The organism is Actinoplanes missouriensis 431 (assembly GCF_000284295.1).
Classification (GTDB): Bacteria; Actinomycetota; Actinomycetes; order Mycobacteriales; family Micromonosporaceae; genus Actinoplanes; species Actinoplanes missouriensis.
In genome coordinates this window covers 6,747,408-6,762,552 of sequence record NC_017093.1, presented here as the reverse complement: position 1 = coordinate 6,762,552, position 15,145 = coordinate 6,747,408, and the positions used below count along the sequence as shown (strand labels likewise).

The 15,145-nt window shown below is 70.1% G+C and carries 14 protein-coding genes; 11 read left to right on the top strand and 3 right to left on the bottom strand.

Going from position 1 to position 15,145, the window contains the following annotated elements:
* Nucleotides 1–9: 9 nt before the first annotated feature.
* Nucleotides 10–561, top strand: a complete 552-nt coding sequence (locus AMIS_RS30970) for a hypothetical protein (protein WP_014446394.1) — start codon at nt 10–12, stop codon at nt 559–561.
* Between the two features lie 830 nt (nt 562–1,391).
* On the opposite strand, the gene pdxS is transcribed toward AMIS_RS30970, so the two are convergent.
* Nucleotides 1,392–2,288 carry a pyridoxal 5'-phosphate synthase lyase subunit PdxS gene (pdxS, locus tag AMIS_RS30965; protein ID WP_014446393.1) on the bottom strand — a complete coding sequence of 299 codons (897 nt, stop codon included), beginning with the start codon at nt 2,286–2,288 and terminating at the stop codon, nt 1,392–1,394.
* A 94-nt stretch (nt 2,289–2,382) separates the two neighbouring features.
* Between pdxS and pdxT the strand changes: the two genes are divergently transcribed.
* Nucleotides 2,383–3,015: a pyridoxal 5'-phosphate synthase glutaminase subunit PdxT gene (pdxT, locus tag AMIS_RS30960; protein ID WP_014446392.1), complete on the top strand. Its 633-nt coding sequence runs from the start codon at nt 2,383–2,385 to the stop codon at nt 3,013–3,015.
* 15 nt (nt 3,016–3,030) lie between these two features.
* Entirely contained in the window at nt 3,031–3,786 is a 756-nt protein-coding gene (locus AMIS_RS30955; protein WP_014446391.1) for a YebC/PmpR family DNA-binding transcriptional regulator, read from the top strand.
* A 6-nt stretch (nt 3,787–3,792) separates the two neighbouring features.
* On the opposite strand, the gene AMIS_RS30950 is transcribed toward AMIS_RS30955, so the two are convergent.
* Entirely contained in the window at nt 3,793–4,317 is a 525-nt protein-coding gene (locus tag AMIS_RS30950) for a hypothetical protein (protein ID WP_041830168.1), read from the bottom strand.
* 109 nt (nt 4,318–4,426) lie between these two features.
* On the opposite strand from AMIS_RS30950, the gene ruvC reads away from it, so the two are divergent.
* From ruvC to AMIS_RS30910, 8 genes are all read left to right on the top strand, one after another.
* On the top strand, nt 4,427–4,942 hold the full coding sequence (gene ruvC / locus AMIS_RS30945; protein WP_041831469.1) for a crossover junction endodeoxyribonuclease RuvC: 516 nt from the start codon (nt 4,427–4,429) through the stop codon (nt 4,940–4,942).
* Nucleotides 4,939–5,538 carry a Holliday junction branch migration protein RuvA gene (ruvA, locus tag AMIS_RS30940; protein WP_014446388.1) on the top strand — a complete coding sequence of 200 codons (600 nt, stop codon included), beginning with the start codon at nt 4,939–4,941 and terminating at the stop codon, nt 5,536–5,538. Before ruvC ends, ruvA begins: the two co-directional genes overlap by 4 nt.
* Entirely contained in the window at nt 5,535–6,578 is a 1,044-nt protein-coding gene (ruvB, locus tag AMIS_RS30935) for a Holliday junction branch migration DNA helicase RuvB (protein ID WP_014446387.1), read from the top strand. Before ruvA ends, ruvB begins: the two co-directional genes overlap by 4 nt.
* Nucleotides 6,579–6,724: 146 nt before the next feature.
* Nucleotides 6,725–7,111, top strand: a complete 387-nt coding sequence (gene yajC, locus AMIS_RS30930; protein WP_014446386.1) for a preprotein translocase subunit YajC — start codon at nt 6,725–6,727, stop codon at nt 7,109–7,111.
* 160 nt (nt 7,112–7,271) lie between these two features.
* Nucleotides 7,272–9,164, top strand: a complete 1,893-nt coding sequence (gene secD, locus AMIS_RS30925; protein WP_041830167.1) for a protein translocase subunit SecD — start codon at nt 7,272–7,274, stop codon at nt 9,162–9,164.
* A 2-nt stretch (nt 9,165–9,166) separates the two neighbouring features.
* Complete coding sequence (gene secF, locus AMIS_RS30920) at nt 9,167–10,345, top strand: protein translocase subunit SecF (protein WP_014446384.1); 1,179 nt, start codon at nt 9,167–9,169, stop codon at nt 10,343–10,345.
* 57 nt (nt 10,346–10,402) lie between these two features.
* Entirely contained in the window at nt 10,403–10,933 is a 531-nt protein-coding gene (locus AMIS_RS30915; protein WP_014446383.1) for an adenine phosphoribosyltransferase, read from the top strand.
* Nucleotides 10,934–11,122: 189 nt separating this feature from the next.
* Complete coding sequence (locus AMIS_RS30910; RefSeq protein WP_041830166.1) at nt 11,123–13,567, top strand: RelA/SpoT family protein; 2,445 nt, start codon at nt 11,123–11,125, stop codon at nt 13,565–13,567.
* Between the two features lie 694 nt (nt 13,568–14,261).
* On the opposite strand, the gene AMIS_RS30905 is transcribed toward AMIS_RS30910, so the two are convergent.
* On the bottom strand, nt 14,262–15,089 hold the full coding sequence (locus tag AMIS_RS30905) for a peptidylprolyl isomerase (RefSeq protein WP_041831468.1): 828 nt from the start codon (nt 15,087–15,089) through the stop codon (nt 14,262–14,264).
* Between the last annotated feature and the right edge of the window lie 56 nt (nt 15,090–15,145).

Genomic DNA, 15,145 nt, shown 5'->3' with positions numbered 1-15,145 from the left:
GGCACTACGATGCCCGGCATGTGGTGGGTGGTGGGAGTCGTCGTGCTGGCGACGGTCTTCTCGGCGTACCTCGGCTGGACGGCTCAGCGGGTGGAGCGCCTGCACGCGCGGGCACAGTCCGCCGAGCGCGCCCTCGACGCGCACCTGGTGCGCCGGGCAGCCGCCGCGGCCGTGGTGGCGGAACACGGTGACCGGGTCGAGCTCTACGCCGCCGCCCGGCTGGCCCTGGACGCCGAACCCGGCGACCGCGAATCCGCCGAGAACGACCTCACCCGCCAGCTCCGAGCCGTCGACCTCGACCCCTCCGACCCCGCGGTCCGCGCCCTCATCGCCACCAGCCGCCGTGTCGTCCTCGCCCGCCAGGTGCACACCGACCTGGTCCGCGACGCGCTGAGCGCCCGCCGCCGCCTACTGGTCCGGCTGCTCCGCCTGGCCCGGCGCCATGCCCGCCCGGAGTACTTCGACATCGTCGAACCCACGATGCCCGACCTCCCGCCACCGCTCACGGTCCCCGGCCCCACCACCCCACCGGAAACCCCGCTCCCGGTCCAGGCCGTCTGACTTTCCGGGGTACGCGGGAGACCCGCCGCCCAGAAGCCGCCCTCCCAGTCCCGCCCCATCCGGGCGACTGGCGTCCGCCGGGCCGGCGCTTCCCGCCGCCGGCCCCGGCGTCCCCGCACGCCCAGTGGCCGGTCCCGCCCGCGCCGGTCCCGCCCCCGTGACGGTCCCGCTCCCGTGACGGTCCCGCCCCCGTGACGGTCCAGCCCTCGTGACGGTCCAGCCCGAGCCGGTCCAGCCGCCCCACCGGTCCAGCCGCCCCACCGGTCCAGCCGCCCCACCGGTCCAGCCGCCCCACCGGTCCAGCCGCCCCACCGGTCCAGCCGCCCCACCGGTCCAGCCGCCCCACCGGTCCAGCCCCACGCCGGTCCGTCGCACGCCGGTTACGCCCCACGCCGTTTACGCCGTGTGTCGGTCACGCCGCGTGTCAATCAGGTGCCATTGACGTCACGTTCGTGCGGCCCTCATCCGTGATCTTGGAGAGTTGTGGCTCGGGACTGTGCGCGGAAGTCGCCGAGATCGCCGGGCGGGCGGCGATCATGTCCGCAGATCTTGGAAGGGGCGGGGCGGGCTGGCTCTCAGTGTTCACAAAACGGGCAGCGGAGAGCACTGAGCGCCAGCCGACTGGGACGGGCCGGCGGGGGCGGCGCTGGCGGGGGCGGCGCTGGCGGGGCGGGGTGGCGAGGTGAGCGGCTCGGGTGCAGTGGGGGGCGGTAGGGGACGCCGGGGCCGGCGGGGGGAAGCGCCGGCCCGGCGGACGTCAGTCGCCCGGCGGGGGTGGGGCGGGGTGGGTGCTTGTGGGGACTGGGCGGATGCGTACCGGGAAAGGGGGTTTACCAGCCTCGGTCGGCCAGGCGGTGGGGGACCGGGATGTCGTCGACGTTGATGCCGACCATGGCTTCGCCGAGGCCTCGGGAGACCTTGGCGATGACGTCCGGGTCGTCGTGGAAGGTGGTGGCCTTGACGATGGCGGAGGCGCGCTGGGCCGGGTTGCCGGATTTGAAGATGCCGGAGCCGACGAAGACGCCCTCGGCGCCGAGCTGCATCATCATCGCGGCGTCGGCGGGGGTGGCGATGCCGCCCGCGGTGAAGAGGACCACCGGGAGCTTGCCGGCCTCGGCCACCTCCTTGACCAGCTCGTACGGCGCCTGGAGCTCCTTCGCGGCGACGAACAGCTCGTCTTCGGGCAGGGTCTGCAGGCGGCGGATCTCGGCGCGGATCTTCCGCATGTGGGTGGTGGCGTTGGAGACGTCGCCGGTGCCGGCCTCGCCCTTGCTGCGGATCATGGCGGCGCCCTCGGTGATGCGGCGGAGGGCCTCGCCGAGGTTGGTGGCGCCGCAGACGAACGGCACGGTGAACTGCCACTTGTCGATGTGGTTGGCGAAGTCGGCCGGGGTGAGCACCTCGGACTCGTCCACGTAGTCGACGCCGAGCGACTGGAGCACCTGGGCCTCGACGAAGTGGCCGATGCGGGCCTTCGCCATGACCGGGATGGAGACCGCGTCGATGATGCCGTCGATCATGTCGGGGTCGGACATCCGGGAGACGCCGCCCTGCGCCCGGATGTCGGCCGGGACGCGTTCCAGGGCCATCACGGCGACCGCGCCGGCGTCCTCGGCGATCTTCGCCTGCTCGGCGTTGACCACGTCCATGATCACGCCGCCCTTGAGCATCTCCGCCATGCCGCGCTTGACGCGGGCGGTTCCGACGGTGGGCTGGTTGTCAGACATGGGCTCTGCTCCTCGTGCTCCGGACGCTGTCATCGCCGATGCTATGAACTGCTCAGGGCCGTTCCGATAGCCAATCGCCCTGCTGGTGGCCTGCATGAAGGCGCCTGCTTACAGTGGCCCGGTGAACATCGGAGTGCTTGCCCTGCAGGGCGATGTGCGTGAGCATCTGGCCGCGCTGGCCGAGTCGGACGTGCTGGCCCGGCCGATCCGCCGTCCCGAGGAGCTGGACGGCGTCGACGCCCTGGTCCTCCCGGGCGGGGAGTCGACCGCGATCAGCAACCTCGCCGTCACCTTCGGGCTGCTCGACCCGATCCGGGAGCGCATCGCCGGCGGGATGCCGGTCTACGGATCCTGCGCCGGCATGATCATGCTGGCCTCGACCGTGCTGGACGGGCGGCCGGACCAGGAGACATTCCGGGGGATCGACATGACCGTGCGGCGCAACGCGTTCGGCCGGCAGGTCGACTCGTTCGAGGCCGCGGTGACCATCGACGACGTCGAGGGCGGTGATTTTCACGCGATCTTCATCCGCGCGCCCTGGGTCGAGGAGGTGGGCGAAGACGTGCGGGTGCTGGGCCGCGTAGCAGACGGGCCCGCCGCCGGTAGGATTGTCGCCGTTCGGCAGGGCAACCTGCTTGCCACGGCTTTCCACCCGGAGCTCACCGGCGACCTTCGCGTCCACCGGTACTTCGTCGAGATGGTCCGCCAGGCCGCACCCGCACGGTAGACACGGAGGTTACGCATGTCCGGCCACTCCAAATGGGCGACGACGAAGCACAAGAAAGCCGTCATCGACGCCAAGCGCGGCAAGATGTTCGCGAAGCTCATCAAGAACATCGAGGTCGCGGCCCGGACCGGTGGCGGCGACCCGGCCGGTAACCCCACGCTCTACGACGCCATCCAGAAGGCGAAGAAGAGTTCGGTCCCGAACAACAACATCGACAACGCGGTCAAGCGCGGCTCCGGCCTGGAGGCCGGTGGCGCCGACTGGCAGACGATCATGTACGAGGGGTACGGGCCGAACGGCGTGGCGCTGCTCATCGAGTGCCTGACCGACAACCGGAACCGTGCCGCCACCGAGGTGCGCACCCGGCTGACCCGCAACAACGGCACCTTCGCGGACGCGGGCAGCGTGTCCTACCTGTTCAACCGCAAGGGCGTCGTGATCGTGCCCAAGGGTGAGCTGAGCGAGGACGACGTGATGCTCGCCGTGCTCGACGCGGGCGCCGAGGAGATCAACGACCTGGGCGAGTCGTTCGAGGTGGTCAGCGAGCCGACCGACTTGGTCGCGGTGCGGACCGCGCTGCAGGCGGCCGGGATCGACTACGACTCGGCTGAGTCGGTGCTCATGCCGACCATGACGGTGCCGGTCGACGAGGACACCGCCCGCAAGGTGCTCAAGCTGATCGACGTCCTCGAGGACTGCGACGACGTGCAGAACATCTTCGCGAACGCCGACATCTCCGACGAGATCCTCGCGGCGCTCGACGAGGAGTGACCCCCCTCAGTAACCGGTGCTCAGGTGGCTGAAGTACTGGATCATCCCGCCGACCAGCAGCACTCCACCGCCGACCACCCGCGCGACGTGGTGCCACTGACTGCGGCGCCAGGCGTGCACCCAGGCGATCTCGGCATCGGCCAGGGCGTCCAGCGACGTCCTGGCCGTGCTGTCGAGGACGGCGGCTTTGCGGAGGGCGAGGGTGGCCGGCTGCTCGCGGAGTTTTTGTTGATGTATCGGTATGACTCGGACTTCGTAGATCTGATCTTCGCGCCATTGTTCCGTGCTTTTGTCGAGAAATTTACGGACATAGCCGGCGGTGGCGTCGGTTCCGGTCAGGCGGCCCCACCAGCGCAGCCGGCGCCATCGCCCGGCGGTCTCGGTGAGCGCCTGCAGATAGATCCGCTCGGCGGCCGCGGCGTCGCCGCCCACCAGGCGTGCGGCATCGGCGCGCAGCTCGGCGCCGCGCAGCGTGACGAAAGCGACGTACTCCGGCGGCGGCTCGTCGTCCATCGGCGGGATGAGATACATGGCACCTCCCGCCATCCATCGTCGAGGCGTGTCGGCGGCGGGCGCAACCCGGTGGCGTACTAGGGTGTCGAACACACGTTCGCTCACGTGTACGAGGGGGAGGTTCGTGGTGCGGGTTCTCGGCATCGACCCGGGGCTGACGCGGTGCGGCGTCGGCGTCGTCGAGGGGGTGCCGGGGCGGCTCGGGAAGCTGATCGCGTACCACGTGGTCCGCAGCGAGCCGGACGAGGACATCTCCCAGCGCCTGCTGAACCTGGACCGTTCGCTCGCCGAGCTGGTCGCGCTGCACCAACCGGAGAGCGTGGCCGTCGAGCGGGTGTTCTCCCAGCACAACGCCCGGACCGTGATGGGCACCGCGCAGGCCAGCGGGGTCGCGATCCTGGCCGGCGCGCGGGCCGGGCTGCCGGTGCAGACCTACACCCCGAGCGAGGTCAAGGCGGCCGTCACCGGCTCCGGGGCCGCCGACAAGAAGCAGGTCACCGCCATGGTGACCCGGTTGCTGCGGCTCGACGCGCCGCCCAAGCCGGCCGACGCGGCGGACGCCATCGCCATCGCCATCTGCCACATCTGGCGCGGGGGCACCCGCGCGAAACTGGAAGCCGCAGTCCGTAGGGGTTATCGATGATCGCCAGTGTGCGCGGCGTGGTCGCCGCGATCCTCCACGACAGCGCCGTGGTCGAGGTCGGTGGCGTCGGCATGCGCGTCTTCTGCACGCCCGGCACGCTCGCCGGCCTGCGCACCGGCGCCGAGGCCCGGCTCGCCACCACGCTGATCGTCCGGGAGGACTCGCTCACCCTCTACGGGTTCGCCGACGACGGCGAGCGGCAGCTGTTCGACCTGCTGCTGACGGCGAACGGGGTGGGTCCGCGGATCGCGCAGGCGGTGCTCGCCGTCCACCAGCCGGACATCGTGCGCCGGGCGATCGCCGGTGGCGAGATCGCGGTGCTCACCGCGGTGCCCGGCATCGGCAAGCGCGGCGCCGAGAAGATGATCGTCGAGTTGAAGGACAAGATCGGACCGGTCGGCTTCGGCGACACCGGCGCCGGTGTGCTGAACGGCGCCTGGCAGGAGCAGGTCCGGCAGGGCGTGCTCGCGCTCGGCTGGAGCGCGTCGCAGGCCGATCAGGCGGTGGCCGCGGTGACCGAGACGATCGACGGCGAGGTCCCGCCGGTTCCGGTCCTGCTGCGCCAGGCGATCAGGCTCCTGGGCAAGACACGATGAGCGACCTGGTCTCCTCGGACGCCTTCGACGACGACCTGGACGCCGAGGCCAGCGTCCGGCCGAAACGGCTCGCCGACTTCATCGCCCAGCACCGGGTCCGTGACCAGCTGGAGTTGCTGCTCAAGGGCGCGATGGGCCGGGGCACCCCGCCCGACCACATCCTGCTCTCCGGCCCGCCCGGGCTGGGCAAGACCACGCTCGCCAACATCGTCGCGGCCGAGCTGGGCACCGGGATCCGGACCACCAGCGGCCCGGTGATCGAGCGCTCCGGCGACCTGGCCGCGATCCTGACCGGGCTCGGCCCCGGCGACGTGCTCTTCATCGACGAGATCCACCGGATCGCGAAACCGGCCGAGGAACTGCTCTACAGCGCGATGGAGGACTTCCGGGTCGACGTGGTGGTCGGCAAGGGGCCGGGCGCGACAGCGATCCCGCTGGACGTAGAGCCGTTCACCCTGGTCGGCGCGACCACCCGGGCCGGTCTGCTGTCCGGGCCGATGCGTGACCGGTTCGGCTTCGTCGCCCACCTCGACTTCTACTCCACGGCCGACCTGGACGCGCTGCTGCACCGCTCGGCCCGGATCATCGGCGTGCCGATCACCCCGGAGGGCGCCGCCGAGATCGCCGGCCGTTCCCGCGGCACGCCGCGTATCGCCAACCGGCTGCTGCGCCGGGTGCGGGACTTCGCCGAGGTACGGGCGGACGGCGTGGTCACCGAGGAGGTGGCGAAGGCCGCCCTCAAGGTCTACGACGTCGACGCGCTGGGCCTGGACCGCCTGGACCGGGCGGTGCTGCGCGCCCTGATCGAGTCGTTCAAGGGCGGGCCGGTCGGCCTCTCCACGCTCGCGGTCGCGGTCGGCGAGCAGTCCGACACGGTCGAGGAGGTCTGCGAGCCGTTCCTGGTCCGGGCCGGGCTGCTGGCGCGGACCCCGCGGGGCCGGGTGGCGACCGAGGCCGGCTGGGCGCACCTGGGCAAGACGCCGCCGTCCGACGGCAGGCCGGGCGTCTTCCAGGGTGACCTGTTCGCCCGGGACGCGTGAGTTTCCCTCGTGATGTGAACGTGACGTGTGCCGCATTCGTTATCTCAAGGTTGACCTATTAGACTCGCCGCCGTTCGAACCGGTATAAGCATCTCACCCCGGCGCTCGCCCATCGTCGCGCCGGTGGCCTACGGAAGGCTCTCTTCGTGCTCCAGCTCCAGGCAGCTGACCAAGCAGCGGGTGGCGGCAACTACTCGTTCCTGCTGATTCTCGTTCTGCTCTTCGGCTTCATGTACTTCGTCATGATCCGCCCGCAGCAGAAGCGGCGCAAAGAGGCCCTGCAGATGCAGAACACCCTGGGCCCCGGCGACGAGATCGTCACCATCGGCGGCCTGCACGGCACGGTCGTGCTCGCCGAGACCGACACCGTCACCCTCGAGGTCGCTCCGGGCGTTCACGTCCGTTTTGCCCGCCCGGCGATCGCCCGTGTGCTGACGAAGGCGGGTACGGTCTCCGAGGAGCCCGCGCCCGTCGGTGAGCCGCTGGCGGACGAGCCGGAGAGCCCGGTCACCGAGACGCGCAAGCAGGACTGACCAGACTCGCATCACCGGACCGGCCCTCGGCGCCATCTGCCGGCGGGCCGGTTCGTCAGGCCGCCGTTCCGACGGCCCCACGACCAGAGAGCGCCGTGCCCCACGCGCGGCCGGAAACGCAGGGAGACCAAACGCCGTGGCACGACCACCACAGGGACAGATGCATCCCGGACGCCAACTCGGCGTGCTCGGTCTGGTCTTCGTCGTCCTGTATCTGCTGGTCTTCTTCGCCGGTGGCGCGAAGGGCAGCTTCACCGACCGGCTCGAGCCGAAACTCGGCCTTGACCTGGTCGGTGGCACTCAGGCGACGTACATCGCCTCGCAGCAGGGTGAGCCGCCGACGCCGGAGGCCATGGAGACCGCCCGCGAGATCATCGAGAGCCGCGTCAACGCGCTCGGCGTCTCCGAGGCCGAGGTGGTCATCCAGGGCAACAACACCATCGTGGTGTCGCTCGCCGGCGAGGCCGACGACCAGCTCAAGGATCTGTCGCAGGCCGCGAACATGCGGTTCCGCCTGCTGACCGGCACGACGATGGACGTCTCCTCGGCCGCGCTGAACCCGGCGTCGCCGTCCCCGAGCGTCGCCGCGAGCGGCAGCGCCGCCCCGTCGGCCGCGCCGTCCGCCGCTGCCTCCGGCGCCGCGCCGGCCGCCACGTCGAACCCGTCCGCCTCCACCGGCGGTCAGGGTGGCGGCGAGGCCGCTCCGGCCGCCAGCGCCACACCGTCGGCACCCGCGCCTTCCGCGACGCCGTCCGCCGCCGCCTCCGCGCCGGCCGGCGCCCCGGCCGCACAGACCGTGGACCAGAAGGAGCTGCTCGCCTCCGCGAAGAAGAAGGTCGGCGCCGCGGCGTGGGCCGCCGCGGAGAAGCTCACCGCCCCGGTCGACCTGAGCGCCGACGCCAAGGCGGGCCTGCCGTTCAAGGGCTTCGCCCAGCTGACCGGCCCTGAGGTGGCCGTGCTCACCCCGGACATGCAGTTCAACGTGCCGACGATCAGCTGCGGTCAGCTGGACGCCCGGCCGAACGGCTCGATCGACGACGTCAACTCCAAGGTGGTCGCCTGCTACCAGGGCGGCGCCAAGGTGATGCTGGACAAGGCCGAGGTCGTCGGTGACGACATCAGCGAGGCCAGCCCGCAGCTCGACCAGACCCAGAACCAGTGGGTCGTCTCGCTCGACTTCACCAGCACCGGCCAGGCCAAGTGGACCGAGCTGACCCGGACGGCGTTCAACGCGACCACCACCGACCCGTGTTACGTCGCGGTGCAGGCGCTCTACGGCACGGCCGACCACTGCGCCGTCGCCGTGGTGCTGGACAAGACGATCCTCTCCGCCCCGCAGATCCAGGCCGTCCTGAGCGGTCAGTCGCAGATCACCGGTGACTTCACCGCGGCCTCCGCCAAGGAGCTCGCCGACCAGCTGAACTTCGGCGCGATCCCGGTGACCTTCGAGGCCGGCCCGGCGCAGACCGTGTCGGCGACCCTGGGCCTGCAGCAGCTGGAGGCGGGTCTGCTCGCCGCCGCGATCGGCATGGGCCTGGTGGCGATCTACGCGTTCTTCTACTACCGCCTGCTCGGCACCGTCATCTTCCTGAGCCTCGGCCTCTCCGCGCTGCTCACCTACGGCGCGCTGGTGTTCCTCGGCCGGACCATGGGCTACACGCTGACCCTCGCCGGCATCGCCGGCTTCATCGTGTCGCTGGGTGTCGCCGCCGACTCGTTCGTCATCTACTTCGAACGACTCAAGGACGAGATCCACGAGGGCCGGACGCCACGGAGCGCGGTGCCGCGCGCCTGGCACCGGGCCCGCCGGACGATCATCTCGGCGAACACCATCACCATCCTCTGTGCGGTCGTCCTCTACATCGTGTCGATCGGCGCGGTGCAGGGCTTCGCGTTCGCGCTGGGCCTGTCGACGGTGCTCGACCTGGTCGTGGTCTTCCTGTTCCGGCATCCGATCATGACGATGCTCGCCAGCACCAAGGCGTTCCTGTCGCCGCGGGTCAGTGGTCTCGGCCGCGTCCTGCGCAACCGGACCGACGTTAAGGAGGCCTGACCATGGCTAGTTCCGGTCTTGCCGCTCGCCTCTACACGGGCGAAGCGAACATCAACATCGTCGGTCGCCGGAAGATCTGGTTCGCCACGGCGATCGCCATCGTGATCATCTCGTTCGGCAGCATCCTGATCCGGGGCTTCGAGCTCGGCATCGAGTTCGCCGGCGGCACCGAGTTCATCGTGCCGGCCACCGCGAACAGCCAGACGCTCACCCAGGAGGAAGCGGGCGACAAGGTCGCCGCGGCCGTGCACGCGGTGGCGCCGGATGCCGAGGTCCTCGCGGCCCAGCAGGTCGGCACCGGTGGCGAGTCGTTCTTCCGGGTCCGCGCCTCGGCGCTGACCACCACCGAGATCGAGGAGGCGAAGACCGCGCTCGTCGCCGACCTGGGCGTCAACGCCGACCAGGTCAGCGACAACCAGGTGTCGGCGGCCTGGGGTGGTGCGGTCACCGAGAAGGCGGTCCTCGGCCTCGTCGTCTTCCTGGTGCTGGTCTGCGCGTACCTGATCATCCGGTTCGAATGGCGGATGGCGGTCGCCGCGCTGGCGTCGCTGATGCTCGACCTGATCCTGACCGCGGGTGTGTACTCGCTCGTCGGTTTCGAGGTCACGCCCTCCACGGTGATCGGCTTCCTGACGATTCTCGGTTACTCGCTCTACGACGTGGTCGTGGTCTTCGACAAGGTGCAGGAGAACACCCGGGGCATCACGGCCGGGACGTCCCGCACCTACGCCGAGGCCACCAACCTGGCCGTCAACCAGACGCTGATGCGGTCGCTGAACACCGGTCTGGTGGCGCTGCTGCCGGTCGGCGGTCTGCTCTTCATCGGCGCCGGCCTCTTCGGGGCGGGCACGCTGAAGGACCTCGGCCTGGTGCTCTTCGTCGGCATGGGCTTCGGCGTCATCTCCTCGATCGTGTTCGCCGCCCCGGTGCTGAGCGCGCTCAAGGACCGCGAGCCGAAGATCAAGGCGCACAACGCCCGGGTGCTGGCCCGCCGGGCGAGCCGCTCCGACGACGTCGCCCCGCGTGCCGAGCGGACCCGCTCGGCGAACGCCACGGAGTCCGACGAGGTGCCCGCGTTCGCCGGTGGCACCACGCCGCGTCCCGGCGCCCGCCCGGTCGCCAAGCGCAACACCACCAACCGTGGTGGCGGCGCCGGCAACCGGCCCGGCAAGCGCCGCTGACCCGTTGTCGAACGGCCCGTCATCCCTCGTGATGGCGGGCCGTTAGGCTGTCCGACCGTGACCACTGAGAAAGAACTGGCCGAGCTCGTCGCCGGGGGCACCGTCGACGTGCTGGACTTCCCGAAGCCCGGCATCGTCTTCAAGGACCTGATGCCGCTCTTCGGTGACGGCCCGGCCTTCAAACGGGTGATCGACGGGATCATCGCGTACCACGACAGCTTCGACGTGGTGGCGGGGATCGAGGCCCGGGGCTTCCTGATGGCCGCCGCGATCGGGTATTCGACGGGCGCCGGGATCGTGCCCGTGCGCAAGGCCGGCAAGCTGCCGCGCCCGGCCTTCTCCGCCTCGTACGCCCTGGAGTACGGCGAGGCGACCCTGGAGGTCAGCGAGGGCGCCTTCGAGCCGGGACAGCGCGTCCTGGTCGTCGACGACGTGCTCGCGACCGGTGGGACGGCCGAGGCCACCCTCGACCTGATCGAGCGGGCGGGCGGAATAGTCGCCGGCTTCACGGTGCTGATGGAGCTGGGCTTCCTGGACGGGCGTCAACGACTGAGCCCGCGGCCGGTACATGCGCTACTGACCGTTTGATCCGTCTTCGATATTTTTCGCCCGGTCGATCCTGCTGATTCACGGGTTGCTGATTCATGGGCCGCCTATTCGTAGGTTCGGCCGGGCCAACCGGCAGGGCGGTGCGGGTAAGATGGGCGGTCCAAGGTGACCAACCCTGGCATGAACCGACTTCCACGGCCGGTTCCTAGCGAAGGTGTGAGGAGGCCGGTGTCCAGCGACGTCGCCCCTCCGGCGGAGGGCACGGTGCAGCCGACCCAGAACTCGCGGAACGGCGGAGGCGAAGCCACGCCCGGCGACAAGGTCAATCCCGGCGAGAACCCCCAGGGCGATGAAGTCGACCTGGAGACGACACAGCCACTGGCTCCTGAGGACACACCCGGCGGGTTCGGGCTGGCCAGCGCGCCCACCGGCAGGCGGGTCCGGGCCCGTCTCGCCCGGTTCAACGCGCCTTGGCAGAGCACGCAGGTCAGCGAGGTTCTCGAGCCGCTGATCGCGACGCACCGGGCGAGCCACCCCAAGGCCGACGCCCGCGCGCTGCAGAAGGCGTTCGACGTGGCCGCCCGCTGGCACTCCGGGCAGTACCGGAAGTCCGGCGACCCGTACATCACGCACCCGCTCGCGGTGGCGACCATCCTGGCGAACCTCGGGATGGACACCACGACGCTGGTGGCGGCGCTGCTGCACGACACGATCGAGGACACCGACTACGGCCTCGAGCAGATGCGCAACGACTTCGGCGCCGAGGTGGCGCTGCTGGTCGACGGCGTGACGAAACTCGACCGGGTGAAACTCGGCGACGCGGCGAAAGCGGAGACGATCCGCAAGATGGTCGTCGCGATGGCCAAGGACCCCCGGGTGCTGGTCATCAAGCTGGCCGACCGGCTGCACAACATGCGGACCCTGACCTTCCTGCCCCGCGCCAAGCAGGAGCAGAAGGCCAAGGAGACCCTGGAGATCCTGGCCCCGCTGGCCCACCGCCTCGGTATGAACACGATCAAGTGGGAGCTCGAGGACCTCGCGTTCGGCACTCTCTTCCCCAAGCGGTTCGAGGAGATCAACCGCCTGATCGGGGAGCACCAGCCGCAGCGTGAGGCGCTGCTGCGCCAGGTGACGAACCGGGTCAGCCTCGACCTCAAGTCGGCGAAGATCAAGGCCGAGACCACCGGCCGGCCCAAGCACCTGTACTCGATCTACCAGAAGATGATCGTGCGGGGTCGCGACTTCAACGACATCTACGACCTGGTCGGCGTGCGCATCCTGGTCGACACGGTCCGCGACTGCTATGCCGCGCTGGGCGTCATCCACGCGAACTGGCAGCCGGTGCCGGGCCGGTTCAAGGACTACATCGCGATGCCGAAATTCAACATGTACCAGTCGTTGCACACGACGGTCATCGGCCCGACCGGCAAGCCGGTCGAGATGCAGATCCGCACGTTCGCGATGCACCGCACCGCCGAGTTCGGCATCGCCGCCCACTGGAAGTACAAGGAGCAGAAGGGCGCGACGATCGTCGGCCCGCCGGCCCACATCGACGAGATGACGTGGCTGCGGCAACTGCTCGACTGGCAGCGGGAGGCGAGCGACCCGTCCGAGTTCCTGGACGCTCTGCGCTTCGACCTCTCCAGCCAGGAGGTCTACGTCTTCACCCCCAAGGGTGACGTCATCCCGCTGCCGACCGGCTCCACACCCGTCGACTTCGCGTACGCGGTGCACACCGAGGTCGGGCACAAGTGCATCGGCGCGCGGGTCAACGGCAAGCTGGTCCCGCTCGAGTCGACGCTCTCCAACGGCGACGTGATCGAGATCTTCACGTCCAAGTCGGCGACGGCCGGCCCGACGCAGGACTGGCTCGGGTTCGTCAAGAGCCCGCGCGCCCGGACGAAGATCAGGCAGTACTTCAACAAGGAGCGCCGCGAAGAGGCGATCGAGGACGGCAAGGAAGCGATCGTCAAGGCGATGCGCAAGCAGGGCCTGCCCCTGCAGCGCATGCTGACCAGCGAGAACCTCACCACCATCGCCCGTGACCTGCATCTGCCCGACGTGGCTTCGCTCTACGCCGCGGTCGGGGAGAACACCACGTCCGCCCAGTCGGTCGTGCAGAAACTCGTCGCCGGGTTCGGTGGCGAGGAGGGCGCCGTCGAGGATATCGCCGAGACCGCCGTCGCGACCCGTCCGCCCCGCAACCGTTCGTCCGCGCAGGACCCGGGTGTCGTGGTGAAGGGTGTCTCCGACGTCTGGGTGAAACTGGCACGCTGCTGCACCCCGGTTCCCGGTGACGCGGTGTTCGGCTTCGTCACCCGCTCCGGCGGTGTGAGCGTGCACCGGGAGGACTGCGCCAACGCTCAGGACCTGCGCGAGCAGGAGGAGCGGGTGGTCGAGGTCAGCTGGAAACCCACGTCGGCGTCGACGTTCCTGGTGGCGATCCAGGTGGAGGCTCTCGACAGGCACAAGCTGCTCGCCGACGTGACGCGGGTCCTCTCCGAGGAGCGGGTGAACATCCTGTCCGCGACGGTCACCACGACGCGGGACCGGGTGGCGGTCAGCCGATTCACGTTCGAGATGGCCGATCCGAAGCATCTCGGTCATCTGGTGGCGGCGGTGCGCAAGGTGGACGGGGTGTTCGACGCTTATCGGGTCACGTCGGGGGCTTGAGGTTTTTTCGGCCCACCTGGCTTGGTTATGCGCGCCGGGTGGGCGGTTTTGGGCCGGTGCTGGCCCACTCCGGGCGGTCAGGCTTGATCCCTGCGTGGGCCAGCACCGGCCCAAAACCTTGCCTGGTCGCGCTTTCCGGCGCGCCTTTCGCTGAGCGTTCGCCCCCACGCAAGCCGGTCGCCTAACCCGCGCTGGGCGTCGCCCCCAGCCCGAGCTGATCGCCAAGCTTGCGCTGCGCGATGGCCCCGGCCCGCATGATGCGCAAGCCGGTCGCCTAGCTCGCGCTGGTCGCCGCCACCGAGCGCAGGCCGATCGCCAAGGTTGCGCTGGGTGGCGACTGCGGCCCGCGTGGTGCGCACGCTGATCGCTGAGCCTGCGCCCGCTGGCAAGGCTCGGGCTGTGCTGGGCTCGGCTGTGCTGGGCTCGGGCTGGGGGATGAGACTTGCGGTGGAGGAGGCCGAAGCGTCCGGGGATCGCCCACGGTGGGGGATGGGGCCACCGGAGAAGCGGGCGGCGCGTCGCCCAGCGCAACCAGGCAAGGTTTTGGGCGGGGGATGGCCCACGCAGGGATCAAGCCTGACCGCCCGGAGTGGGCCATCCCCCGCCCAAAACCGTCCCAGCAGGCGCAGACCAAACAACAAAAGCGGGCGACCCCCGAAGGAGCCGCCCGCAGAAGCAGAAGAACCAAAAAAACCTACGACACCGTCATCGTCTTGATGTCGAGCTCCTTCTTCGGGTGCCCGCCACCCGCGGAAGCGTCGAACGCGCCGTCATCGCCGGCCTTCACGACGTCCTTCACGATGTCCAGTCCGCTCGTGATGGTGCCGAGGAGCGTGTAGTTCGGGGACAGCTGGGTGTCCTCCGAGCAGATGAAGAACTGGCTGCCGGTGCTGCCGGGCTGGCCGGTGTTCGCCATGGCGATGGAGCCCGCCGGGTACGGCTTCGCCGAGCCGGTCGGCAGGTTCTCCTCGGCCATCGTGTAGCCCGGGCCGCCGGTGCCGTCGGTCTCGCGGTAGCCCTTGCCGGAGGCGAACGGGTCGCCGCACTGCAGGACCTTGAACGTGTCCTCGTTGACCAGCCGGTGGCACTTGGTGTTGTCGAGGAACTTCGCCTCGGCGAGGTGCTTGAAGCTTGCCCCGGTGCACGGCGCCTTGGCCAGGTCGATCGTCGCCGAGATCTTGCCGAGGTTGGTGTCGAAGGTCAGCGTGCTGGTGCCGGTGTTCGGAACCGTGGCCGGCGGCATGCCGACGTCCTTGACCTTGCCGCCGGTGGACTCGTCCGCCGGGGTCCAGTTGCAGGAGACCGTGCCGGCGGCGGCGACCGTCGGGTCGCCGGCCTCCTCGTCGGACTTCAGCGTGTTGACGAGGACGAACGCCACGCCGGCGATGACCACCACCGCGAGGGCGGAACCGATGACCGCCCGGTTGCGGCGGCGCTTGCGCGCGGCCGTGGCCCGTTCGGCCATCTCCTTCTCGAGGCGGGCCCGCGCCGCGGCGCGCTGCCTGTCCTTGATCGACGACACGTCGTTCCTCCTGCTGGTCTCGTCCGCCGAACTCGCGTCGGGGCCGCTCTCGTCCG